This is a genomic window from Pseudomonas sp. HP_14 (assembly GCF_055283875.1).
This window is the reverse complement of sequence record NZ_JBTOQI010000041.1, coordinates 49,632-74,598: the sequence shown is the minus strand read 5'-3', so window position 1 is coordinate 74,598 and position 24,967 is coordinate 49,632. Positions and strand designations below refer to the sequence as shown.

The window sequence follows — 24,967 nt, the reverse complement described above, 5'->3', positions numbered from 1 at the left end:
AGAAATTCAGGATGAGTTAAGAGCAGGTCCAGCGGCAGTTTTAATAATCAGTGCGCGCGCAGGTCAGCGATGAAGCGCTGGGCGCGAGGGTGTTGGGGTTGGCTGAAAAAGCTCTCTGGGTCGCTTTTTTCCAGGATCTGCCCGGCGTCCATGAACCAGATGGTGTCAGCGACTTCGCGGGCGAAATTCATCTCGTGTGTCACGCACATCATGGTCATGCCGTCTTTGGCCAGGCCTTTCATGACACTCAGCACTTCGCCGACCATTTCCGGGTCGAGGGCGCTGGTGGGTTCGTCGAACAGCATCACCGGTGGTTCCATAGCCAAGGCTCGGGCAATCGCCACTCGCTGTTGCTGGCCGCCGGACAATTGCGCCGGATAAGCCCCCGCCTTGTGCGCCAGGCCCACACGGTCCAGCAACTGCATGGCGCGTTCTTTTGCAGCCGAACCTTTGAGCCCCAGGGTCTTGGTCGGTGACAGGATGATGTTGTCCAGCACCGACAGATGCGGGAACAGGTTGAAGCTCTGAAACACGAAGCCCACCCGGCTGCGCAGGCGATTGACGTTCGCATCAGTGCCGTTCACGTCTTGACCATCGAACAGGATCTGGCCTTTCTGGATGTCTTCCAGACGGTTGACGGTACGGATCAGGGTTGACTTGCCCGAGCCCGACGGCCCACACAGCACTACCACTTCGCCGGTGTTCACTTGGGCGGTGAGGTTGGTCAGCGCCTGGTACTCGCCGTACCACTTGTTGACGTTGGAAAACATGATCATTGGACGCATGAGTCAGCCCTCTTCAATTAATGGGGGTCAGCAAAGGGCTGTCGACGGCGGCAGCAGTTACGGTGCCCAGACGCTTGCGGGCAATGCGCCGCTCCAGCCAGTCGGCCAGATGAGTCAGGGCGAAACACAGCAGGTAGTAGATGACAGCAAGGATGAAAAACACCTGGAACGGCTTGGTCAGCAACTGGTTGTTGACCTGATTGGCGGCGAAGGTGATTTCCTGCACGTTGATCACGTAGCCCAACGAGGTTTCTTTGATGATGGAAATGAACTGGCTGAGCAGACTGGGCAGGGCGTTATAAAGCGCCTGAGGCAGAATCACCCAGATTGTGGTGCGCATGTAGCCCATGCCCAGCGCACGGGACGCTTCGTATTGGCCGCTCGGCAAGGCTTGAATGCTGCCGCGAATGATTTCGCTCAGGTAAGCGCTCTGGTAGATCACCAGGGTGCACAGCATCGTAGTGAAACCGGTGATGTTGTGGCCGATCAGCAGCGGCACCAGGAAGTAGGTCCAGAAGATCACCATCAGTAGCGGAATGCCGCGCAGTACGTAAACCCATACGGTCGAGAACCAGCGCAGCGGTGCCCATGGGGAAATCCGCGCCATTGCCAGCAACAGCCCAAGAGGGAAGGCGAAGATCAGCGCCAGTACCGCCAGAATCAAGGTTGCTGCCAGGCCGCCCAACGGACCGTGTGGATATTGGCCAATAAGGAACAGCGTCCAGTTCTGCTGAAGGATCGTGAAGATATCGAACATGTTCGCTTACCTCGCCAGGGCTTTGTTGAATCGCTTGGCAAGCAGGGCACCCAAGCCCATCAGCAGCAGCGAAAAGGCCAGGTACACCACCGAGGCGACCAGAAAGGATTCAAAGGTGCGGAACGTGTAGTTCTCGACTTCGCGAGTGGCGTAGGTCAACTCCATCACGCCAATGGCCATGGCCAGGCTGGTGTTCTTGAACAGCAGCACGGTGTGGTTGATCAATGACGGCAGGCAGTTGCGCACGCCCTGCGGCAGGATCACGTAACGCATCGAACGCACGTAGCCCATGCCCAGCGCCCGTGACGCTTCGGTTTGACCGGATGGAATGGCGCGCAGGCCGCTACGAATGTCTTCGCTGAAGTAGGCTGCCTGACACAGGCCCAGCGCGATGACCGAAAACAGATACTCAGTGTTGTAACCCGCCAGCCAGACCTGGGTGGAGGTCGACAGCAAGGTTGGAATACCGAAATACCAGAGCATCAATTGCACCAGCGTCGGCACATTGCGGTGGTAGGAAACGTAGGCCGCCACCAGACCATTGGCGTATCTGTTGCCGGTCAGGCGCACCGTCACCAGAACCAGCGCGAGCAGCATGGCCAGGCACCAGGCGAACAGCGCCAGTTGCAACGTCATTTCGATGCCCTTGACGATCAACTCGGCGTATTCGCCGGTGAGGATCGGGGCTAGATCGAAGTCATTCATGGTCAATCCCTATCGGCATTGGTAGGGGCAGAAAAAATGCCAGGCACTGGCCTGGCCAAAAGAGCGCATTGACGGATCAGTCCGTTCTGGTCGCTTGGGCTGAACTCAACCCTGATAGTCCTGCGGACGGGCCGTGGAAAGGCCGCCGGGTACTTGCAGCGTCGGGGTGATTTCCATATGGCCGATGTTCACCGCAACCGGGGCTGCGATCGCGAAGGCGATGGCATTGGCAATGTCAGCAGCCACCGGCAATTCGAACCCTTCGACGAAGCGTTTGTAGGTCTCTTCGGAGTCGCCATGCACATGGGCAAAGATGTCAGTGGCAACCCGGCCCGGACAGATTTCGGTGACCCGCACACGCTTGCCGAAGGCGTCAATGCGCAACTGGCGCGAGAGCATGCTCACAGCGGCTTTGGTCGCGTGATACGTGGAGTTGCCGCCGAAGTTGTAGGCCGCGGCGATGGAGCTGATGTTGATGATGTGACCGCTGTCACGCTCGACCATGCCGGGCAGGGCCAGGCGGGCCAGATGCAGTACTGCGCGCAGGTTGACGTCGATCAGGAAGTCGATGCCTTCAGCGTCCGCAGCAAGGATTGAGCCCGGACGATCAACACCTGCGTTATTGACCAGAATGTCGAAGCTGTGTTGTTCGAACAGCGCGGTCAGGGCCGGCAGATCGGTCACGTCGATCGCGTGGGCGATGCAACCGGTGCGTGCTGCCAGCTCGGCGAGCTTGTCGGCGCTGCGGGCAATGGCATGCACTTCAATACCTTCCTGGCACAGGCGCTCAACCACGGCGGCACCGATACCGGAAGAGGCGCCGGTGACCAGCGCGGTTTTGTAATCGGAAAATGGCATTGCGTGTACCTCTGAATCCATTGGTTCACCGGTCTGTCCGGTGAACGTTAAATACGGTCTGGTGTTGCTGATGTATCGACTCTATCCAGCAGCAACCCTGACGACCAAGACGGAATGGCTGTGAGGCTATAAGCGTCTCTTATGACGCTTGGAGGCTTCCTTGGCTAGAGATTTAACTATATGAATTGTAATGATTATCTGTAGGAGCGAGCTTGCTCGCGATAGCGGCTATTGAGTAAAAAATTTCGCCTGACTGAGTGCTATCGTGAGCAAGCTCGCTCCTACAGGTTTTGCATTTACCGCGCGACAGCACTCACGCCAACAACCGGCTGATCGGCACGATCAGCCCACCCGCCGATTCGATTTCAGTGCGCACGGTTCGCGCCAGTTCGACTGCGCCAGGGGTGTCGCCGTGGAGCAATATTGAGCAGGCGTTGATCTTGATCACCTTGCCATTGATGCTGGTCACGGTGCCGTATTCGAGCAATTGGCGAACCCGTTGCAACACAGCGGCGGGGTCCTTGATTACCGAGTTGGCGATCTTGCGCGGCACCAGCAGGCAGTCGTCGTCATAGGCGCGATCTGCCAGAAAGGTCGTCGCGACCCGCAGATTGTTTTGGCTTGCAGCCGTTTCAATGGCGCGGCTGCTGGATGAACTGACGATGATCTCGGGATCAAACGCCGCCACTGTGCGAATCAACTGCGCCGCCATGTCGGCATCGGCAGCGACCATGTTGCCCAGCGCGCCATGAAAGCTCATGTGAGTCATGTGATGCCCGGCGACTCTGGCGATGGCGGCCAGCGAGCCGAGTTGATACGTCACATAGGTGCACAGCTCTTTGATCTCGATATTCATCTGCCGACGGCCAAAACCCATCAGGTCAGGAAAGCCGACGTGAGCCCCCAGATCAATGCCTTTGGCTTTGGCCAGCATTGCTGTGTTGTTCATGATCAATGGGTCGCCGGCATGGAAGCCACAGGCGACGTTGGCCGAGGAAATGACCTCCATCAGCGCTTCGTCTTCGCCCATGCGCCAGGCACCGAAGCCTTCGCCCATATCGGCATTCAAATCAATCTTCATGGTTGCACCGCGTCGGCGTCGAAAGGTAAGAGGTTGATTAACGGCTGGCCGTAACTGACGGTCGCGCCATTGGCTACCAGCACGCGGCAAACCTGACCGGCATGCTGGCTGTGCACCGGCAGCAGCAAAGTACCAACGGCCAGAATCGCGATGAGTTGACCGGTCTTGATGTCACTGCCAACAGGCGCGAGCACGATGCTGTCGTCCGGATGGGCCAGCAGCAACCTGCCTACACCGCTAGCCTTGATCTGCAGCGCGTCCGGCTCAGGCAGGTTTTCAAAGGCCTCAGTCGAACTGGAGTACTCATCGGCAATACCACGCTTCAAGCTCAGCTTGAACCCCGGTTTATCGATTTCTGCACCGGACAAACCGGCGGTGGTCAGGTCAGCGACCAACTGGCGAATCTGTTCAATGTTCATGCTTCGCTCCTCAGCGCCGGGCCAGATTCTGCAGGGCCACAAGGCGTCGCACTTCAGCCAGATAAGCCTGATTTTGCTCAAGAGCATCCAATGCCTGGTCGTAACTGCATTCGATGAAACGAATCCGGCTGCCGATGGCTGCCTGACCCAGGCGCCACAGGTCTGCCTCAATCACGGTGCCGAACTTCGGATAACCGCCGCTGGGCTGTGCGTCACGCATCTGAATGATCGGCTGGCCGCCGTGAGGCACTTGAATCACACCGGGCACGATGCCGTGAGAGCGGACTTCCATGGCCTGCTCGGGCAGGACCGGCGTGCCTTCCAGACGGAAACCGTAACGGTTGCTCTGTGAGGTGATCTTCCAGTCGTCGCTCCAGAACGAAGCGCGGGAATCAGCCTTGAATGCCTGATATTCCGCAGCGGGCAGCACGCGCATGGCGACAACCCCATCGACACTGAGCGGTAGTGCATGAGTCGGGCTCAGTACACCAAAATCCACAGAGCGGGCGAGCAGTCCCGGCGCAGCGGCAGCCAGTCGATCGCCTTGCTGCAAGGCCCGGCCTTGAAAGCCGCCGAATTCGCCCCGCAGTTGGGTGCTGCGCGAACCCAGCACCATCGGTACGTCAACGCCACCGGCCAGGCACAGGTAAGCACGGCAACCCGCAACCGGCTGATTGATGGTCAGTGTCTGGCCCTTCAATCCCTGCATTACCCAGTTTGGCGGGAACCCAACACCGTCCAGATCGGCCGCGCAGGCGGCTCCGGTTACAGCAAAGGCGCAGTCTTCAAGCAAGCGCACTTCGAAGGGGAATACCGGAATCTCGATGGCGGCTGCCTCTTCGGCGTTGCCCAGCAGAATATTGCCGGTCGCTACCGCCAGTGTGTCCATGGCGCCGGAAGTACCCACGCCATAACCCAGACTGCCGATGCGGCCCAGGTCCTGAACGGTTGCCAACGCTGTGGCAGATAGAATCTCGATCATCGAATGATCCTCTCGATGCGAAAGCGCAGCAGGTCGCCCGGCTGCAACAGCGCCGGAGGAGATTGAGCGGGGTCGAAAAAGACCATTTCGGTGCGGCCAATGGTGTTCCAGCCGCTCGGGCCTGCGGAGGCAGAAACACCGGTCTGCACGCCACCGATGGACACCGCGCCTGCGCCAATACTCAGCACCGGCACTTTGCGCCGTGGCGTGGCAATGCGTGGATCCATGCCGCCCAGATAGCAGTAGCCCGGGTGGCTGCCCAAGGCATACACCGGGTAAAGCGGTTCGCTGTGCAGGTGCGCAATGGCTTCAATATCGAGCCCGGTGTGGGCGATCACGTCGTCCATGTGCGGCCCGAACTCGCCGCCATACACCACCGGCAATTCGATGATCCGGCCCTCAAGCGGCAGCGGTTCACTGGCTTCCCAAGCCTGTAGAAGGCGTTCGGTCAAGGCGCTCAGGTGGCGCGGCGGGACAGTGAAAGTCAGCATCAGATTGTTCATGCCCGGCACCGATTCGCGGAATTCCGGCCATTGTTCAGTCATCTGCGCCATGGCCCAGATGCGTTGTTGCGCAGCCAGATCAAGACTGCCGGGCGCTTCGAAGAGCAGGGCAGTGGTGCCCAGCAAGCTGATGGTCGGACGTGTGTCCGGGAGAGCGATGCTCATTGCGGGCTCCGTTGCTTTAACCAGTGCTCAAGATGATGAATGTCGACGCCACCGGCACAGAACGCCGGGTCGTCGAGGATTTCCCGGTGCAAGGGAATGTTGGTGGAGATGCCTTCGACGTACAGCTCGCTGAGTGCCAGGCGCATACGTGCCAGCGCCTCTCCGCGCGTTGCGCCATGGCTGATGACCTTGGCGACCATCGAGTCGTAGTAGGGCGGTACGCGATAGCCCGTGGTGACGTGGGAGTCGACTCGAACGCCAAAGCCACCGGGCACTTCCCAGCGCGTGATCTGCCCCGGCGTTGGCATGAAACTCAGTGGGTCCTCGGCGTTGATCCGGCACTCCAGCGAGTGACCGCTGGTGACGATATCCGCCTGACGTAACTCCAGACGTTCCCCACGGGCCATGCGTATCTGCTGCTGAACAATGTCGATCCCGGTGGTCATCTCGGTGACCGGGTGCTCGACCTGTAAACGTGTATTCATTTCAATGAAGAAGAACTGGCCGTCTTCGTAGAGAAACTCAAAGGTGCCTACGCCGCGATAACCGATCTGCTGACAGGCCTTCACACAACGCTCGCCTACATGCGCGATCAGTTGTGGATCGATGCCCGGAGCCGGGGCTTCTTCGAGTACCTTCTGATGGCGACGTTGCAACGAACAGTCGCGACTGCCCAGCCACACGGCATTGCCGTAGGCATCGCACAGCACCTGGATTTCCACGTGACGCGGATGGCCGAGAAACTTTTCGATGTATAGCTCGGGATTGCCGAAGGCCAGACGGGCTTCTTCCCGGGTCAGGGCAATAGCGTCGAGTAATTCCGCTTCTTGCTGGACCACGCGCATGCCACGGCCACCGCCGCCCCCAGCGGCTTTGACGATTACCGGATAACCAATTTCACGCGCTACGGCGAGGATCGCCTGCGGGTCACTGGACATGCTCGAATCAGGCCCCGGCACGCACGGCACACCGGCTTCGCGCATGGCCCGCTTGGCGGCCACCTTGTCACCCATGGTGCGGATGCATTCAGCGCTGGGTCCGATAAACGTCAGACCTGCTGCTTCAATGCGTTCTGCAAAGTCGGCGTTCTCGGACAAAAAACCGTAGCCCGGGTGTATCGCCTGAGCACCACTGACTTGCGCGGCAAACAGCAGGGCAGTCTGATTCAGGTAACTGTGGGTCGGCGCTGCGGGGCCAATACACAAGGCTTCGTCCGCTTGGGTGACGTATTGCGCGTGGCGGTCAGCCTCGGAGTACACGACTACGGTTTTCAGACCCAGACCCCGACAGGCGCGCTGGATACGCAGGGCAATTTCGCCACGGTTGGCGATCAGCACTTTATTGAACATTGTGAGCACCTAAAAAATGCGGGGGGATCAAACCAGGCGAAACAAGGGCTGGCCGGATTCAACCTCGGTGCCGCCGCTGGCCAGGATCGCTTCGACAATGCCGGCGTGAGGCGCTTTGAGCGGGTGGAACATCTTCATCGCTTCAAGAATCGCCAGGGTTTGCCCTGCTTCGACGGTATCGCCGACTTTCACGAAAGGCGCTTCACCGGCTGCCGGGGTCAGGTGCAGTACGCCGTACAGGCTGGCTTTGACCTCGTTATTGCTTGCGACCGGACCAGACGCTTTCGCAGTTGTTTTCGGCGCTGCTTTCGGCGCCTTGGCAGCCGGAATTTTTGCAGGCGTACTTTGCACGGTGCCACCCGCGGCATCCTTGAACAGGCGCAGCGTGCTGTCGCCTTCCGTGAGGCTCAGTTCGATCAGGTCGGACTCGGCCAGCAACTCGATCAGTGCCTTGATGCGTTCTTGATCCATACCCTTGCCTTTACCTTTGCGGCTTGCCGTATTGAATGAAGTTCAATCTAACGAGGGCTGCGCGGGACCGCCAAGACGGTTTGGCTGTGGGGTGATAAGGCACGCTTATGACGCCGAGGCGGTTTGTGCACGCATCTCGGCAACCAGTTCCAGCAGGATCGCCTTGACCGCTTGAGCCGGTACCGACAAGGGCAAATGACCTGACAGACACAAGGCTAGAGGTGCCTGAATATCCGGCTCGACGATGCGCAGCATGCGCGCCCCGGTGGCGGCGACCAGGACTTTGGCAGCCGACTCGGGAAGGATGGTCGAACCAAAGCGTTCAGCCACCGCCGAAGTCAGCGTGGCCGACGATTCCACTTCGGCGACCACGTTTGCGCTCTTTCCAATGCTGACAAAAGCTTCGTCTACCAGCTTGCGCATGATGTTGTAAGGGCGGGGCAGGAGCATCTCCATGGAGGCCAGCTCAGCCAGAGCGATTTCATCACGCTCGCCTAACTGTTCTTCAGCGCTGACCAGGTACAGGTTCTCGCGCAGCAGCGGCACGAAGCTCAGCCCATGCACTTCGCGACCGCCGTACAGCACGGCCATGTCCATGCGGCCATTCATGATCAGCTCGCTGAGGGTGGTGCCAAAGTTTTCGTTCAGGTACAGCAGAATGCCCGGATAGCGTTCGCGGACCCGGCGCAGTAGAGGCAGCGACAAAGTGGAAGCTGCGGTGCCCGGCGCAAGTCCCACCGACACCTGGCCGGACAGCGCATGACCGGTGTCGTTGACGTCGCTGATCGCCTGTTCGCACTGGCGCAGGATGTGTTGTGCATGGCCGTACAAGACCTTGCCAGCTTCAGTCGGCGTCACTCCTCGTTTGGTGCGAATCAGCAGTTGCTGATGCAGTTCGGCCTCAAGCGTGGCGAGCTGTTGGCTGAGGGCTGGCTGGGCGATATGCAGGACATCGGCGGCTTGGGTCAGGCTGCCGATGTCGACGATCTTTACGAAGTACTTCAGGCGACGGAGGTTCAAGAGGAGGGCTCATGGTGGGCTGACATCTGTTGGGTGTTAGCAAAAGCCAGGCCATTGATACTACGGGCCTCGAAGGCATGGGTATCTGCATAACTTCTTTATTTGTGTACATATCCGTTGTTGGGGTAACGGCTGGTATTGGTTGCGCCCTTACGGCGCGTCACTTTTGGGCTCAAAAGTAAGCAAAAGGCTCTTGCCCCACGCAGCAATATCGGATTCCGGCCGGCGTGGTTTAGCGGGGCGCCTCAGATCAAAATCAAAAGCAGATCAAAAGCAGAATGAAAACGGCGATAGCGCCTCGGACCGGTAGGAGCGAACTTGTTCGCGAGACGTCCCGACAGCCAACCCATTCTTCGCCTGACACACCGCATCGCAGCCTTTGGCAGCTCCTACAGAAGCCCGGAAAATTCGCAAATCAGGTCGGCTGTCAGGCCGCCGCGCTTTTGATTTTGATCTGAGGCGCCCCGTCAAACCACGCTGGCCGAACGCAGATTCTGAAGCGTGGGGCGCTCTTGAGTTGAAGAGTGGCAAGGATGCCGGGTTAGCCGCACCGGGCCATGGATGGCCCATTGCGGCGGCCCACGGTTCAGGATCTGCGTTCGGGTACACCGAGCGACAGCGAGGTGCCGAGTAGTGGGGCACAGACTTTTTGGTTACTTTTGGCTGGGCCGGCTTCCGGGCGTTTGCCAAAAGTGACCCGCCGTAAGGGCGGAACCAATATCAGCCGTAACCAAAACAACGGATATGTACACAAATAAAGACGTTGTGTAGATCCGCATCCCCAAAGGTCCACCCCTAACCTATAAGCCTTTGCTATGACCACGCGCGTTACGCGCAATTTCGTCTGCGCAAAGCACAGTAAAGACTCAGTCGTTCCATTTTGGTGCATAGGTGATCCATGTCCGGTCATAAGCACTTCCTATTAACCCAGAACGAAACTGTCTTATCTGCTCAAGGATGCAGCCTCGTAACGTAGGGCCTCGAATGTCACCTCCGAGGATCACCACCTTGAACGCCTCCCGCATCGCCGCCCGCGTGCAACGCATCAAACCTTCGCCAAGCAGCGCTGCTGCCGACCGTGCCAACGAACTGCGTCGCCAGGGTAAATCGATCATTAATCTGGTCGTCGGCGAGCCCGACTTCGATACCCCCAAACACATTCGCGAAGCCGCCAGCGCCGCCATTGAAAATGGCGAAACCCGCTACACCTTGAACGCGGGAACCCTCGATCTTCGCCAGGCCATCGCCGCCAAACTGACCCGTGAAAACAGCCTCGATTACTCGCCGTCGCAAGTGGTTGTCACCAGCGGTGCCAAAAGCGCGATCTTCAATGCGTTCGCTGCGACCCTCGGGGCAGGCGATGAGGTGCTGATTCCAGCGCCGTACTGGGTGTCTTACCCAGACATGGTATTGGCTTGCGAAGGTGAGCCGGTGACGCTGGCCTGCCCGGAAGAAAACGGCTTCAAGCTCACCGCAGAGCAATTACGTGCCGCGATTACCAAGCGTACTCGCTGGTTGCTGATCAATTCGCCAAGCAACCCGACCGGCGCAAGCTACAGCGCTGAAGAACTACGGGCGTTGGCCGACGTGTTGCTGGATTTCCCCGACGTGTTGGTGATGACCGACGACATCTACGAACATATCCGCTTTGACGACGCCCCCAACGCCCACATCCTGACCGTTGAACCGGCGCTGCGTGATCGTGTGCTGGTGATCAATGGAGTCTCCAAAACGTATGCCATGACCGGCTGGCGCATCGGCTACGCGGCAGGTCCTGCCGACCTGATCAATGCGATGGCGACCTTGCAGTCGCAGTCGACCAGCAACGCCAGTTCTGTCAGTCAGGCAGCTGCTGTGGCTGCGCTGAACGGTGATCAGTCGTTCGTCAAAGAAAGTGTCGTGGTCTATCAGCAACGCCGTGATCGTTGTCTGGAATTGATCAACGCCATCGACGGTCTGAGCTGTCTCAAACCCAACGGCGCGTTCTACCTGTACGTGAATTGTGGGGCGTTGCTCGGTAAAACCAAGCCCGATGGCAAGACGCTGGAAACCGACACCGATGTGGTGATGTACCTGCTCGAAAGTCAGGGAGTGGCAGTCGTGGCCGGTACGGCTTACGGCCTGGCACCGTTCTTCCGCATGTCTATTGCCACTGCGCTGGAAACCCTCGAAGAGGGCTGTTCGCGAATCGCCACTGCCGTTGCGGCATTGGCCTGAGGCGCGAGCATGACGACCCAGGTAAGTGCGCTGAGTTTCCGGCAAGCCTTGCTGGCAATGCTCGGGATCTCACTGGTGCTGATGCTCTCGGCGCTGGACCAAACGGTGATCGGCAACGCCTTGCCGAGCATCGTCGCCGAGCTGCAAGGATTTGAGCTCTACGCCTGGGTCGCCACGGGTTATCTGTTGACCTCGATTGTCACCATCCCGGTGTTCGGCAGGCTGGGCGATTACTACGGTCGCAAGCCGTTCGTGATCGCAGCAACCATCGTCTTCACCCTGGCTTCGCTGGTCTGCGCTCTGGCCAACGACATGCTGGTGCTGGTCATCGGTCGTGCGTTGCAGGGTGTCGGCGGCGGCATGCTGATCGGTACCGCGTTCGCCTGCATTCCGGAGTTGTTCCCGGATACCCGGCAGCGGCTGCGCTGGCAGATGATGCTCAGTGCGCTGTTCAGCGTGGTCAACGCTATTGGTCCCGGGCTGGGTGGTTTTCTGACCGAGGCCTATGGCTGGCGCTCGGTGTTTTATCTCAATTTGCCGCTGGGTTGCCTGGCACTGTTTTTTGCCTGGCGTTATCTGCCGTATTACCGGCCGGTGCAGGTGACGGGGATTCGTCTGGACTGGCTCGGCGCTCTGTTGATTGCCCTGGCCTTGGGCAGCCTGCAACTGGGGGCTGAGTGGTTGGGGCATTCCAGCACGACGTTAAGCGCCACATTGGGTTTGATTTGCCTGCTCTCTGTCGCTGCCCTTTGGTACTGGGAGCGCCGCTGCAAATCTGCATTGCTACCCCCGGCGATGTTTGCCGTACCGAGCCTGCGCATTCTGTTTCTGCTGTCGATGCTGGCCGGGGCGATCATGTTTACCTTGCTGTTTTACTTACCGCTGTTGCTGCAGGGCAGCTACGGATATTCGCCCAAGGACGCTGGTTTGTTGATCACGCCGCTGGCGTTGAGTATCACCCTTGGCGCAATCGTCAACAGTCGTATCGTGACCCGGTTGCGTAATCCGAATGTGTTGCCGCTGGCCGGTTTCATCGCCTTGCTGCTGGCTTGCGTCGGACTCTCCCTCGCGGGGCGACAGGCCTCTTTCAATACGTTGCTGATGTTGATTCTGCTGGCGGGTGTTGGCTTGGGGTTCATCTTGTTGAACCTGACCGTCTTCACTCAAACCCTGGCTGAGCGGCAGTTTCTCGGCATCGCCACCGCCTTGACTCAGTCATTGCGACTGGTCGGTGGATTGCTGGGCACAGCGGCCATGGGCGTGCTGGTCAACCTGCTGTACGTGAGCCATTTGAATCGAGTGTTTCTGGCTGCGGGCCAGGAGGGAGAGCTGGCGCGTTATATCGACCCGCAGGTTTTACTCAATTCGACTTCGGTTGCCGTGGGTGACGATCACCAACTGCTGGAACTGGCGCGTGATGCGTTGGCGCGCTCTGTGGGGGCAGGGCTGCTGATGTGTGCCGGACTGGGTGTTATCGCATTACTGGTTTTAGTTCGTCTGGCGCCGGTCAAGTTGTTAAGTACTGCTCAATCTACTGCTCCGAATAATAAGAAATTCACTGCCCACTCCTGACTGCTTACAACACTTACTTACAGCTAAGGATATCTCGATGGAGCTTATTTATCGCTCACCCCGCGTGGTGGCTGGTATTTGTGGAATGGTCATGGCCCAACAGGCATTCAGTGCCGGTTTTGTCGAAGACAGCAAGGCCAGTGTGCTGGCGCGTAACTTCTTCAGTAACGCGGATAACCGCAGTGGCACTGCGGATCCTAATTACACTCAGGAGTGGGGCCAGGGTTTCATTTTCGATTTCCGTTCCGGTTATACGCCGGGCACTGTAGGTTTTGGCGTAGACGCGCTGGGGATGCTCGGTATCCGTCTGGATTCCGGCAAAGGCCGTCACTACAACCCGACCAGCACGGCGTTCAACGGTAACGTGTTCCCCACCGACAGCGATGGTCGGGCGGTGGATGAGTTTGGCAGTATTGGTTTGACCGCCAAGGCGCTGGTGTCCAAAACCGAGTTCCGTTACGGCACTCTGGTGCCGATGCTGCCGGTGGTGATCTCCACCGACCGCATGCTGCAACAGACTTTCAATGGTGGTCAGGTTCAATCCAAAGACCTGGATAACTTCACCTTTACCCTCGGCCAACTGGAACATGTAAAAGGCCGTGGGTCGAGTGACCAGATGGGGATGTCGATCCCTGGCGCGAACAACGCGGTCAGCGGCGAGTTTGTTAACAAGTTCTATTACGGAGGTGTGGATTACAAACCGTCCAAAGACCTGACCGTTCAGTACTACTACGGTAACTTGAAAGACTTCTACAAACAGCACTTCCTCGGTTTGAAATATGACATGCCGGTGGGGCCGGGTGTCTTGCGTTCGGACCTGCGTTACTTCGACAACAGCTCTGATGGCGCCAATGGCAATGATCCGGCGTTCTACACCTTCGGTTATTACGGCGATGGCGTTACCAAAGGCAAAGTTGACAGCCGTCTCTCCAGTGCACTGTTTACTTATATGATTGCCGGTCATAGCCTGTCTGCCGGTTTCCAGCAAGTCAGCGGCGACAGCGATGCGGTCTGGCTCAATCAGGGTGACGGTTCCAGCGCGTATTTCATGACCGAATCGATGATCGGCAAATTCCAGCGCGCCGGTGAAAGTACCTGGCAGGTTCGTTACGGTTATGACTTCGCTCAGGTTGGTGTTCCGGGGCTGACGTTCCTGGGCATGTACGAAAGCGGCTCGAATATCCGTACGCCGGACGGTGATCGCAAGGAGTGGGAGCGCAACCTGACGCTGGGCTATGTGGTGCAATCCGGGCCGCTGAAAAAGCTCGGTATTCAGTTGCGTCACGCCTCGCTGCGCACTCAGGTCACGACTCAACGTGACAGCGATGAGCATCGGGTGATCGTGACTTATCCGCTGGATATTCTCTGATCCCAAGCCCGGGCTGGTTACGTTACGGCGCCTGCTTTTTTAAGAGCAGGGCGCCGTACATAACTCTTACTTCATGTTTCATTGCTTGCCCGCAACACAAGGCGCGGTGTATCACCTTGGGCTGATATTTTTTGCTCAGGAGAGATTGCACATGCGCGCTGCAAACATTGCCGGTTTCATGCTGGCTCTGGCATTACCCGTCGGGGCGATGGCCGAAACACCCAGCTATGGCAAGCAACTTGAGGGTTTTAAGTACCCTTATCCGTTGAGCAAATTCGAATTCGAGTCCCAGGGTAAAAAGCTCGAAATGGGCTACATGGATGTCGCCGCCCAAGGCAAGGCCAACGGCAAGACCGTCGTGCTTCTGCATGGCAAGAATTTCTGCGGCGCAACCTGGGAAGACAGCATCAAGGCCTTGAGCACTGCGGGCTATCGCGTGATCGCGCCAGACCAGATTGGCTTCTGTACCTCCAGCAAGCCCGAACAGTACCAATACACTTTCCAGCAACTGGCGACCAACACCCACGCGCTACTCGCCAAACTGGGCGTCGACAAGGCGACCATCATCGGCCACTCCACCGGCGGCATGCTCGCCACTCGTTACGCCCTGATGTATCCGCAGCAGACTCAACAACTGGTCATGGTCAACCCGATTGGCCTGGAAGACTGGAAAGCCTTGGGCGTGCCGTATCGCACCGTGGATCAATGGTATGCGCGTGAGCTGAAAGTCACGGCTGAAGGTATTCGCAAATACGAGCAGAACACCTATTACGCGGGCCGCTGGAAGCCTGAATACGACAAGTGGGTGGATATGCTTGCAGGCTTGAGCAACGGTCCGGGCAAGGAAGTGGTGGCGTGGAACTCGGCGCTGATCTACGACATGATTTTTACCCAGCCGGTGTTTTACGAGTTCCCGAAAGTCAGCGTCCCGACATTGCTGATGGTTGGCGATGCAGACACCACTGCCATTGGCAGTGACATCGTCTCGCCGGAGCTCAAGGCTAAACTGGGTGATTACAAGGTGCTGGGTAAAGAGGTCGCCAAGATGATTCCTGGCGCAAAACTGGTTGAGTTCCCGGGGATGGGGCATGCCCCGCAGATGGAAGATCCGGTGGGGTTCAATAAGGCGCTGATTTCGGGGTTGGGTGGGAAGTGAACTCTGACATGAGCTCTTGATTCAGAATTTTTTGCCGTGCGAGGATTTTAGAGACACCGCCAAACTAGCGTCGGAAGGCTGAGCGGAGGTGCCGTGGTGTGTGTCGCTCGGCATGGATGCCGAGCGAGCGCCGTTGGGCCATGGATGGCCCGCTGGCGCGTGCCCACACCACGGTGCCGGAGTCGAAGGTACCCCTGCGAAGCAGGGGCCGTACGTCAGCGCAAATGGTTTTGGTTACTTTTGTCGAAACAAAAGTGACCCGGCCGTCAGGACGGAACCAAACTCAAGGGCACCGGAAGTGATGCTGATTCCCTGCTGTGCTTGCTAATACGTCCAAGAAGTTTGGTGGCATTGATGCCCTGTTCAGAGTAGGTATCTGGATAGGGCTTCATATCAATTCAACAACTCTGCAAACGCCTTGTCCGCCTCCAGCACGGCTGGCAGTGCGGCGAACAGCGCGTCAAGATTCACACCCTCAGTCAGCGGCCCGGTGACCGCCTGTTGCGCTTCAGGCGTGGCACCGCCATGGGCTTCGAGCGCGTCGGAAATCAGCATCGCCTGAGCCACAATACGGGGCAGGGGAGAGTTGGCTGGCGCCTGAAGCGGTTTCGCCTGATAGGCAATGGCTTGCTGAATGACCACCGGCAACTGCCAGCGACGAGCCAGTTCGGCACCGACTTCCGGATAGCCAAAACCCAGTTGCATCGTTTCGTTGGCGGCACGGCCGGGCGTACCGGTCTTGCTCGCGGCATTGATCCGCTCGGCGACTTCGGGGGCGCCGGTTTGAATCAGCAGTTCGCCGATGTCATGCATCACGCCACAGGTAAACGCGATTTCCGCATCCTCACCGCTCTGTTTGGCCAAAATCCGGCAAATGCCCGCTACCTGAAAACTCTTCAGCCAGAACCCTTTCAGGTCAAAGCTTGGCCCGGCCTTGAACGCTCCCGTCACTGCCGAAGCCAGCACCAGCGTCCGCAGCGTGTTAAACCCCAGACGCATCGCCGCGTCTTCAATGCTTGATGACTCACGTGAGCCGCGAAATCTGGACGAGTTGGCCAGGCGCAGGATTTTCGCCGAAATCACCGGGTCCTTTTCGATGTTGCGAGCGATGCTTTCCAGGCTGGAAGAAGGGCTGTCGAACTGCTGGATCAAGTCCTGCGCGACTTTGGGAATGCTGGGGAGACTGGGTAACTTGGTGAACAGCGTTTCAATATCCATGGAAGACTCACCTTTTTTCGACCTGAAACAGAACGATAGGTGATTTTGGCGAGCCTGCACGGCCAACGATCGTTAAATGCGTGAAACAGTAGGCAAATCCGATAGGTGCGAGCGCCAATCTGTGGGCGTTTGCCCGCGAAGGGCGACTGGGTAAATCAGGCATACCGCGTCATCGTTGATTGCGAGCAAGCTCTGCTCCTGTCAAACACGATGCAATTTCAGAGTTGACCTAAATCCTGTAGAAGCTCACCGACGTTACGAGGCCAGCGATAGCGGTTTATCTGACACACCGCCATCGCTGGCCTCGTAACCTCGGTGAGCTCCTACAGTCAGGTCTACCGCGTCATCGGAATATGCTTAACCCAGCACCGGCGTAACCAGCTTGCCCTCATCGATATAACGACTCAGGTTGGCGAACACCAGGTCGGCCATGGCCTGGCGGGTCTCATAGGTGCCGCTGCCGATATGCGGGGTGAGTACAACCTGATCCATACTGATCAACTCGGCAGGCACGTTGGGCTCGTCCTCGAATACATCCAGTGCCGCACCGGCGATTTCACCCGCTTGCAGGGAAGCGATCAGGGCTTTCTCGTCGACCACCGAACCTCGCGCCACGTTAATCAGGAAAGAATCCGCACCCAGCGCCTTGAGCACCGAGGCACTGATCAGTTTCTCGGTATCGGCACCGCCCGGCACGATCACCACCAAGTAGTCGCTGACCTTCGCCAGTTCGTGGAGGTCGGCGTAGTGAGTGTAGGACACATCCGAATAGGCCTGGCCGCGACGGAAGTACGCGATGTTCATGTCGAACGCCGCTGCGCGAGTGGCGATGGTTTTACCGATCTTGCCCAGCCCGACGATGCCGCAGGTCTTGCCTGCCAGATCACGGCCAAGCGGGAACTTACCCTCAGGCCACTTGCCTGCACGGACAAAACGTTCAGCTTCGCTGATCTTGCGGCTCACACAGAGCATCAATGCCAGTGCAGTTTCGGCGACAGCTTTGTTCAGAACGTCCGGAGTATTACTGAATTTAATGCCCCGACCCGACAGATAGTCGGTGTCGATAGCATCGTAGCCCACGCCGAAGCTGGTGACCACTTCAAGGTTGGGCAGGCGCTCAAGCACCTGATTGTCGGTGCCATAGACTGCGCTGGTAACGATGGCGCGGATGTTCTTGCCGTGGGTGGAGAGCCAGGTTTCCAGATCGGCGATCTCCCAACGGTTGTGCACGGTAAAGTCCCGAGCCAGTGCCTGAGTGAGAGAGGCGTGCATTTGGCCCCAGACCAGTACTTCGGCTTTGCTTTGAGTCATAGTGGATCGCTCGTCATTTTATTTTTGAAAAACATGAAGGCATGCTTAGCGTCATATGTCATCGTACAACCACGCTCTGATCATATACGCATAGTGTCGTCATTCAAGCCCGAATGTTCGAACCGAGGCCTGTCGAAGGGTTCAGATAATCCGTCTAGCCAGCGACTTTCCGCCCTCGTGGTCCGGTTTCCAGAATCAACAGAGCCAGTACGATAGCGATCACGATACCGCCCAGCAACCAGGCACCGGCAGCCTGGAATATCGGCAAGGTTAACGCGCCGCCCATGGCCATGCGGGCTAGCAAATAGCCGAACACAGGTGTCAACAGGGCGCTGAAAGTGAACACCAGGAAATTGATGGCGCCGGTTGCACTGCCCTTGACGTTGTCGGCGTTGACTTCCTTGATGATTGAGTAAGGAATCATTGCCGCACCGGAGCCGATACCCAGCAGCAAACCGAACAGATAAGGCGGGGCAATCCCGGCAGGCAAATACAGGATCGCCGCGCTGGCGAGCAGCATCAGCGACGCTCCGCCGATCAGTACCGGTTTGCGTCTGCCAATGCGGTCGGAAATATAGCCGAGTAGCGGGCAACCAATCACCCAGCCCAGAGGGATCATACTGCTGCGGTTCACCGCTTCGCTGTAGCTGACCGCCAGGCCGTCGCGCAAAAACGGTACGCCCCAGATCATGTCGCCGATGGTCGTCGGCAGAAACAGCAGGCCTGCCGTAAAACCACACAGCCAGGATTGCGGATTACTCAAGACCTGCTTGTAGGGCGTCAACACTGAGCCCAGCGAATTGCTGCTCCCCGCAGGCCGTGGATCGTGACCTTTGGGCGTCATGCATAGCACCAGAACAGCGATGATAAACAGGCAACCTGAGGCAACGAACCAGAATTGCTGCCACGCGATGGTGCCGTGAATGATCGGTCCCACGGCAAATTGCCCTGCGAAACCGCCCATCATGCCGAAGCATTGAGTGAAGCCGACAGCAGTCGCCAGATAACGAGGCGGGAAGCCATGGGTCGCCAGATACACCGCGCCGATAAAAGCACACGCCGACCCGGCACCTTGCAGCAGACGACCCATTTGCGCGACCTGCAATTCTCCCAGCCCGAACAGAGCAGCACCCAGTGCGACCATCAGGATTCCGGCCGGGATCACGTATTTGGCACCTAACCGGTCGAGAGCAGCACCGGCAATAATCGAGAAGATCGAATAGGTGTAGTAATACAGGCCGACCAGAGCACTGACCGCCACGACGTCACGCCCAAACGCCTCGGTCAGTTCCGGCATCATCACGCCGGGAGCCGAACGCAGAGCATATTGAACAAAGTAGAAGAGGGCGCAGAACAGCCAGGCGATGACGAATCCCATGTGCAGCGGTTCGGAGCGTACGGGCAGGCTTGCGGATGACGCAGGAGGCATGAGAGTGGCCTTGTTGGGCGGGCGGTAACCTGCAGCCTAGACGCTTTTTGTGACCCGATAGCTGCGCCGGATCAATGGATGTGTCTCGCGGCGAACATAGGACCTGTAGGAGCTGCCGAAGGCTGCGATCGCGGTGTATCAGGATAAAAGCTTCGCAGCCGTAGGCAGCTCCTGCAGAAAATGCGTTTCAATCCAGTAGCTCGCGATAGCGTCGGTTCAGACGATAAATTCGTCGACCAGGAAACCGGATCGCGAGCAAGGTAGAACGCCACCCCGGTCACTCCTACAGGGCCAATTTTTTCAGTGCTGCAGAAGGTGCTGAAAAAAAAGGCGCTCGTGAGAGCGCCTGAAACACCTTGATTGCAGAGCGGGAGCTTCCAAGGCGGTGTTGCTAAACTCTCACGTTCTTTTTCACAGAACGCTCAACGGGTACTCGACAATCACCCTGACCTCATCGAGGTCCGACTCAAATGCCGTCGCACGGGTGGTGGCCTGTCGCACGCGCAATGACAGGTCCTTCAGGTTGCCGGTCTGGACGATATATTTCGCTTCTATGTCCCGCTCCCAGCGCTTCTGATCGGTCAGTGGGTTGCCATCAGAATCGCGGCGCATATAGGTGCTGTTCGCATTGGAATAGTCGGCATCGGTACCCTTGCCATAACGCGTCATGAACGACAGACCTGGCACCCCGAATGTGGTCATGTCGAGGTTGTAGGTGACCATCCACGAGCGTTCTTTTGGTGAGTTGAAATCGCTGTACTGAATGGAGTTCGCCAGGTAGATCGAGTCAGACTGTCTGAGGTAATCGAAATCGTCGTCGCCTTCATTTCGCTGGTGAGAGAGAGCCAGCGTATGTGCACCGTACTGGAGACCGATTTTTGCACTCCAGATGTCGTTGTCGAATTCACCCAGAAGTTTTTTGCCTTCGTCGGTGGCGTTGTAGTAGTTCAGGCTGCCGGTCAGCGCCAACTCATCAGAGAGGGGCAGGGTGTAAGAGGTGGAAGCGTACTTCTGATCCCAGGCGTCTTTCAGCCGGCTGGTGTACAGGCTGAGACTCAGCCGATCAGTGGCTTCGTAATCCCCACCAAAGTAGCCGACCCACGGAGCGTTCACCGAACCTGCATAAAACGTTGCGAAGTTATCGCGCATGCTGCTGGAGGCTGGCTGACTCATTGAGTGAAGGCGACCACCCTGAAGGGTTAAACCGCTGATACTTGAGTTGGTCGCCGTTACGCCGCGAAAGCTTTCAGGCAGGAGTCGCGAGTCGCCAAACGAAACCACCGGGGTTGATGGAAAGACATCCCCGACATTCACCACGGTATCGAACGCTCTGGCTTTCAGCGCTCCGCCGACTTTGCTGTAGTCGTCCTCGGCCTTGCCGTCACCATCGACCGGAAGAACATCGAACGAACTGCGTCCACCGTTTCGGCCATCCCCGGTATCGAGCTTGAAGCCCAGCATTGCGAAAGCGTCGATACCGATGCCGAACGTACCCTGAGTAAAACCCGATTCGAATTTGCCGATAACGCCGTGGGCCCAGGCTTCGGAGTAGCCATTCCCGGTGGGGCTTGACTCGCCTTTGCGATGATCACGGTTCATGTAGAAACTTCGATTGAGCACGGTCAACGTACTGCCTTCGATGAACCCTTCTTTTTGCTCCTCAGCGAAGGCAGCAAGCGGTGTAACACTGGCTGTGGCCGATAAAACGGCCAATGTTATTTTCTTGAGGTCAGTCATATTCGCTCCGTTCAAATCGGCAGATTTTTATGTGTCGACCTGGCTTTTTATATAAATCCGAGCGCTGCCAGTGGGGCGTAATCTTGACGAATTAAAGGTAACGGCGAGATGGTTGAAAGATTACAAATATGAAATAAAGCGCTGGTTTCAGGGGGGGCGGGCGACGTTAACGTTCAGGACGGTAAGATTCCTTACGCGTCCTTCTGGATTTTGTCAGGAATTGATGACGTCAGAAAACGACGTCGTATTCGATGCCTACGTTATAAGGTGTCGAAGTCTTAGACATATAAACTTACAAAACCCCAACAATGTTTTAATCAATCATTGCGCTTGCCTTTTTGTAAGTACTTCAAAACGACGGGGCGATGAGTAGTATCTATTCAGATGCCGAACAGCCGTTCTGCATTGATAAAGTTTCATTTACAGGCCAGGGACCAAGGCAGCCGCACTATTTATTTCGGGGATGTCCATCATGCAGCGTCGGGAATTTATACAGCTTGCGGGTAGCGCTGTTGCGCTGGCTGCACTCCCAGGTGTAGCGTCGGCCGATCAAGCCAAACCTGCATCCGGAGTGGCTCAATCTTCCCCAATGGATCGGGGGTATGTATTACCGACTCGAGGGCCACTACAGAGTTCTGCGTTGCCGGTAAATGCAGGGGCCGAGGGAATGCGTTATCGCACGCCTTTTCGCTTTGGCATGGGCGGTACACAAATAGGCAATATATTTGCGCCCATCAGCGATGATCAGGCTCAGGCAGTGCTGAAACAGGCATGGGACGCGGGGGTAAGGTATTTCGACACTTCGCCTTTTTATGGCTATGGACTCAGCGAACATAGACTGGGCCAGTTCTTGAGGGGTAAACCCCGTCATGAATACCTCGTGTCTACGAAGGTCGGGCGTGTGTTCAAGCCAAGCCCCGCTACTAAAGTAGACGACTCCTTATGGACGGAACCTCTGCCATTTCGCTATGAATATGATTACACCGCTGCGGGTACACGTCGCTCAGTAGAAGACAGCTTGCAACGATTGGGTATGGCAAAAATAGACATCGTCTATATTCATGACCTGGGGCCGGATAACACTGAACTGCCAGGCACCTGGCAAAAGAACTATGAAATAGCGACCCGAGGCGCGATGGCAGAACTGACCAAAATGAGGGAGGAGGGTCTTATTGGCGCCTGGGGATTTGGAATCAATGCGCCTGATGCAGCAATACTGTCCGCGCAATCCAGTGTTCCAACTCCAGACATCATATTGTTAGCCTGTCAGTACTCAATTATTGATCACGCCTTCGCGGTTGAAAAAACCTTTCCCGCTCTGGCTCGCAAAGGAATATCAGTCGTGGTGGGTACACCGCTCAATGATGGTTTTCTCGGCGGCCGCAATCGTTATAACTTCAGCACAAAACTGCCCGATGGGGTCCTCGAAAAACGAGCCAGGCTAACGACCGTGTGCGACAGGTTCGGCATCGATATACGCACCGCTGCTTTGCAATTTGCGGCCGCGCCGAAAATAGTGTCGGCCATCATTCCAGGTGCGCGTGTTCCTGGCCAGGTCAAAGCTAACGCTGAATCGATGAGTGTCAAAATTCCTCAAGAGTTCTGGGAGACCCTTCGCCGGGAAAAACTGATTCTTCCCGGCGCTGAATCTCCTGCTTGAATCTGGGGCGCTGCGACCGGGGCAGGCGTCACGGCCTGCTTCTCTGGAACAGGATCAGTGCAATCAGGCTTGCCGTGATCTGAATACCCCCCAGCGTTGTCACCGGCGTGTACGGCAACACGGAGGCCAGCCAGGTGGTGATTGCAGCGGCCCCCATGGAAATGAAGCCAAACAGCGCCGATGCCAGCCCCGCTTCTTTGCCGAAGGGCCCCATGGCGAGTGCTGTTCCGAGCGGATTGGCCAGGCCCATTCCCCACAGGAAGGTAACCATCGAAAGTGCGTACCAGGCGAGGCTCGGATTGGCAGGGCCTGCGAGCAGAAGGCCGCCGCCAGTCATGGCAAAGATGATACCTGCCGACGCTACGTTTCGAGGACCATAGCGGTGTGCGAGGCGCGGTGCGGCCATGCCCGCTGCGAATACGACAAAGACGGTAGACGCGAAGTACAGTCCGGTCTGCAATGACGTCAGACCGATCCCTTTCATCAAAATAGCGGGGGCCGCAGCAAATGAGGCAAACAATCCGCTCATCAAGAGGCTCATCGAAAGTGCCGGCAAGATGAACCGCTTATCCAGCGCTAATCTCCGATAGTCACGTAAGACGCTTCTGGTTGAATGCGCTACCCGGCGCTCGACGGGATGCGTTTCGCCTAAACCCCTGGCATAAAAGAAAGCAAGTGCAGTGGCGGCGAGGCCAACAAGGATAAAAATTGCACGCCACCCGAGCGTATCGGACAGCACGCTACCCGCCAATGGCGAGAAACCCGGGGCAGCGGCGGTGGCGATCATCGTCAGGGACAAGGCGCGGGCAAGAGCCTCGCCCTGGAACAGATCCCTTGCGATTGCGCGTGACAGCACAGAGGCTGCGCACACGCCCAAGGCCTGAATAACGCGTCCTGCTATCAGTATATCGAGCGTATTGGCGAGACCGCTGATGACGGTACCCTGCACGAAGATCAAGAGTCCGCCCAGTACAAGTTTTTTTCGTCCATAACGGTCGGCCAGTGGCCCCACGATCAATTGGCCGAGTGCGAATGTGATGAAGAAGCTGGAAAGCGTCAGGCCGAGATCGCGTTCGGTGACGCCTAGCTCTCGGGCTATCGCCGGAAATGCCGGGAGAATGATATTGGTGGAGAGCATGCTGATAGCCGCCAGGCCTGCCAGCAATGTCACAAGTCTGCCGGTCAGCGGTTGGCTGGATTGTGCCGCTTGCATTTCGGTAACTGACGACGCGTGCCTGGTTTCCATAGTGGATCTCGAGAACCTGATGTGAGTAACGGGTTGTTGAACCTCCCAGGCAGAATTCCCGCTTGGGTATTCGAGTCTCTTAGTGTCGCAATGCCTGGGCTGCTGGACGATGTTAATCTGGGCCTGCTGTGCACCCTGAAACAGCCCGGTACTTCTGAGCGTGCGTAGCAACCAAGCAGCCGTATTTAAATTTCTTGAGCTGATCAACTCCGTGACCATATTACGATCTGGTCACATGTTGTCAATGAGCGCTCACAGAGCTAAGCTGGAAATATGACTAATTCAATCAAGACCCCGCCGCCCCGCGGGCCATCTGATCACAGCGTTCGTGATCAGGTCGTGGAAGCGGCTATGCAACATTTCGGACACTACGGATACGAGAAAACCACCGTCTCTGACCTCGCCAAAGCGATCGGTTTTTCCAAGGCCTACATCTACAAATTCTTCGATTCGAAGCAGGCTATCGGTGAGGTGATCTGTTCCAATCGGCTCGCGATGATCATGGGCATCGTGGATGCCGCGATCAAGGATGCCCCCACAGCTTCAGAGAAGCTGCGGCGCCTGTTCCGCTCACTGGTTGAAGCCGGTAGTGACTTGTTTTTTCATGACCGCAAACTCTATGACATTGCCGCTGTTGCGGCACGTGATCAGTGGCCTTCAGCTGCCGCGCACAACGAACGCTTGCGTGTGCTGATTCAGCAGATTGTGCTGGAGGGGCGAGAGTCGGGAGAGTTTGAGCGCAAGACCCCGCTGGACGAGGCGGTTCAAGCCATTCATCTGGTGATGCGTCCTTACATCAGTCCCGTGCAATTGCAGTACAACCTGGACATCGTGACGACGGCCCCTGTGCTTCTGTCCGCGCTGATACTGCGAAGTCTTGCACCCTGAATAGTGACCATTGACTAAATTGGTCACTAAACAGAGAATTGGATTCCTGCTCACTTACCGAAGTAAGGG

At 57.3% G+C, this 24,967-nt stretch carries 22 protein-coding genes; 6 read left to right on the top strand and 16 right to left on the bottom strand.

Annotation, left to right across the window (positions count from 1 at the left end):
* Positions 1–47: 47 nt before the first annotated feature.
* The 11 genes from ACYASS_RS19495 to nac form a co-directional block, all read right to left on the bottom strand.
* Positions 48–776 carry an amino acid ABC transporter ATP-binding protein gene (locus ACYASS_RS19495; protein WP_176560589.1) on the bottom strand — a complete coding sequence of 243 codons (729 nt, stop codon included), beginning with the start codon at positions 774–776 and terminating at the stop codon, positions 48–50.
* Between the two features lie 22 nt (positions 777–798).
* Positions 799–1,542 (bottom strand): amino acid ABC transporter permease, encoded by a 744-nt coding sequence (locus ACYASS_RS19490; RefSeq protein ID WP_463587329.1) that lies wholly within the window; start codon positions 1,540–1,542, stop codon positions 799–801.
* Between the two features lie 6 nt (positions 1,543–1,548).
* Positions 1,549–2,247: an amino acid ABC transporter permease gene (locus ACYASS_RS19485; RefSeq protein ID WP_463587328.1), complete on the bottom strand. Its 699-nt coding sequence runs from the start codon at positions 2,245–2,247 to the stop codon at positions 1,549–1,551.
* A gap of 105 nt (positions 2,248–2,352) precedes the next feature.
* On the bottom strand, positions 2,353–3,105 hold the full coding sequence (locus ACYASS_RS19480; RefSeq protein WP_463587327.1) for an SDR family oxidoreductase: 753 nt from the start codon (positions 3,103–3,105) through the stop codon (positions 2,353–2,355).
* Positions 3,106–3,418: 313 nt separating this feature from the next.
* A complete protein-coding gene (locus tag ACYASS_RS19475; protein WP_463587326.1) occupies positions 3,419–4,186 on the bottom strand; it encodes a LamB/YcsF family protein in 768 nt (255 codons plus the stop codon).
* Complete coding sequence (locus tag ACYASS_RS19470) at positions 4,183–4,605, bottom strand: acetyl-CoA carboxylase biotin carboxyl carrier protein (RefSeq protein WP_463587325.1); 423 nt, start codon at positions 4,603–4,605, stop codon at positions 4,183–4,185. The genes ACYASS_RS19475 and ACYASS_RS19470 overlap by 4 nt, the downstream gene beginning before the upstream one ends.
* Before the next feature lie 10 nt (positions 4,606–4,615).
* Entirely contained in the window at positions 4,616–5,587 is a 972-nt protein-coding gene (locus ACYASS_RS19465; RefSeq protein WP_463587324.1) for a 5-oxoprolinase subunit C family protein, read from the bottom strand.
* A complete protein-coding gene (gene pxpB / locus ACYASS_RS19460; RefSeq protein WP_463587323.1) occupies positions 5,584–6,255 on the bottom strand; it encodes a 5-oxoprolinase subunit PxpB in 672 nt (223 codons plus the stop codon). The genes ACYASS_RS19465 and pxpB overlap by 4 nt, the downstream gene beginning before the upstream one ends.
* Positions 6,252–7,604, bottom strand: coding sequence for an acetyl-CoA carboxylase biotin carboxylase subunit (accC, locus tag ACYASS_RS19455; protein WP_463587322.1), 1,353 nt, complete (start codon positions 7,602–7,604; stop codon positions 6,252–6,254). Before accC ends, pxpB begins: the two co-directional genes overlap by 4 nt.
* A 27-nt stretch (positions 7,605–7,631) precedes the next feature.
* A complete protein-coding gene (locus ACYASS_RS19450) occupies positions 7,632–8,075 on the bottom strand; it encodes an acetyl-CoA carboxylase biotin carboxyl carrier protein (RefSeq protein WP_463587321.1) in 444 nt (147 codons plus the stop codon).
* Positions 8,076–8,180: 105 nt separating this feature from the next.
* A complete protein-coding gene (gene nac, locus ACYASS_RS19445; RefSeq protein WP_463587320.1) occupies positions 8,181–9,095 on the bottom strand; it encodes a nitrogen assimilation transcriptional regulator NAC in 915 nt (304 codons plus the stop codon).
* A 1,008-nt stretch (positions 9,096–10,103) separates the two neighbouring features.
* Between nac and ACYASS_RS19440 the strand changes: the two genes are divergently transcribed.
* From ACYASS_RS19440 to ACYASS_RS19425, 4 genes are all read left to right on the top strand, one after another.
* On the top strand, positions 10,104–11,312 hold the full coding sequence (locus ACYASS_RS19440; RefSeq protein WP_463587319.1) for an aspartate transaminase: 1,209 nt from the start codon (positions 10,104–10,106) through the stop codon (positions 11,310–11,312).
* A 9-nt stretch (positions 11,313–11,321) separates the two neighbouring features.
* On the top strand, positions 11,322–12,884 hold the full coding sequence (locus ACYASS_RS19435; protein WP_463587318.1) for an MFS transporter: 1,563 nt from the start codon (positions 11,322–11,324) through the stop codon (positions 12,882–12,884).
* Positions 12,885–12,921: 37 nt separating this feature from the next.
* Positions 12,922–14,253 carry an OprD family porin gene (locus ACYASS_RS19430; RefSeq protein WP_122661913.1) on the top strand — a complete coding sequence of 444 codons (1,332 nt, stop codon included), beginning with the start codon at positions 12,922–12,924 and terminating at the stop codon, positions 14,251–14,253.
* Between the two features lie 151 nt (positions 14,254–14,404).
* Positions 14,405–15,409 carry an alpha/beta fold hydrolase gene (locus ACYASS_RS19425; RefSeq protein ID WP_463587317.1) on the top strand — a complete coding sequence of 335 codons (1,005 nt, stop codon included), beginning with the start codon at positions 14,405–14,407 and terminating at the stop codon, positions 15,407–15,409.
* A 393-nt stretch (positions 15,410–15,802) separates the two neighbouring features.
* Here ACYASS_RS19425 and ACYASS_RS19420 read toward each other — a convergent pair whose 3' ends face one another.
* The 4 genes from ACYASS_RS19420 to ACYASS_RS19405 form a co-directional block, all read right to left on the bottom strand.
* Positions 15,803–16,627, bottom strand: a complete 825-nt coding sequence (locus ACYASS_RS19420; protein ID WP_243247357.1) for an HDOD domain-containing protein — start codon at positions 16,625–16,627, stop codon at positions 15,803–15,805.
* A gap of 357 nt (positions 16,628–16,984) precedes the next feature.
* Positions 16,985–17,938, bottom strand: coding sequence for a 2-hydroxyacid dehydrogenase (locus tag ACYASS_RS19415; protein ID WP_463587316.1), 954 nt, complete (start codon positions 17,936–17,938; stop codon positions 16,985–16,987).
* A 154-nt stretch (positions 17,939–18,092) separates the two neighbouring features.
* The gene (locus tag ACYASS_RS19410) at positions 18,093–19,367 is read right to left on the bottom strand and encodes an MFS transporter (RefSeq protein WP_463587315.1); all 1,275 of its coding nucleotides are present in this window, start codon (positions 19,365–19,367) and stop codon (positions 18,093–18,095) included.
* A gap of 411 nt (positions 19,368–19,778) precedes the next feature.
* The gene (locus ACYASS_RS19405; RefSeq protein WP_463587314.1) at positions 19,779–21,104 is read right to left on the bottom strand and encodes an OprD family porin; all 1,326 of its coding nucleotides are present in this window, start codon (positions 21,102–21,104) and stop codon (positions 19,779–19,781) included.
* 667 nt (positions 21,105–21,771) lie between these two features.
* Here ACYASS_RS19405 and ACYASS_RS19400 point away from each other — a divergent pair.
* Positions 21,772–22,764 (top strand): aldo/keto reductase, encoded by a 993-nt coding sequence (locus tag ACYASS_RS19400; RefSeq protein WP_463587313.1) that lies wholly within the window; start codon positions 21,772–21,774, stop codon positions 22,762–22,764.
* Positions 22,765–22,792: 28 nt separating this feature from the next.
* Here the strand turns inward: ACYASS_RS19400 and ACYASS_RS19395 are convergent, their stop codons facing one another.
* Positions 22,793–24,010: a multidrug effflux MFS transporter gene (locus ACYASS_RS19395; RefSeq protein WP_463587312.1), complete on the bottom strand. Its 1,218-nt coding sequence runs from the start codon at positions 24,008–24,010 to the stop codon at positions 22,793–22,795.
* A 273-nt stretch (positions 24,011–24,283) separates the two neighbouring features.
* Here ACYASS_RS19395 and ACYASS_RS19390 point away from each other — a divergent pair, with 273 nt between their 5' ends.
* Positions 24,284–24,898, top strand: coding sequence for a TetR/AcrR family transcriptional regulator (locus ACYASS_RS19390; RefSeq protein WP_463587311.1), 615 nt, complete (start codon positions 24,284–24,286; stop codon positions 24,896–24,898).
* Positions 24,899–24,967 lie beyond the last annotated feature (69 nt).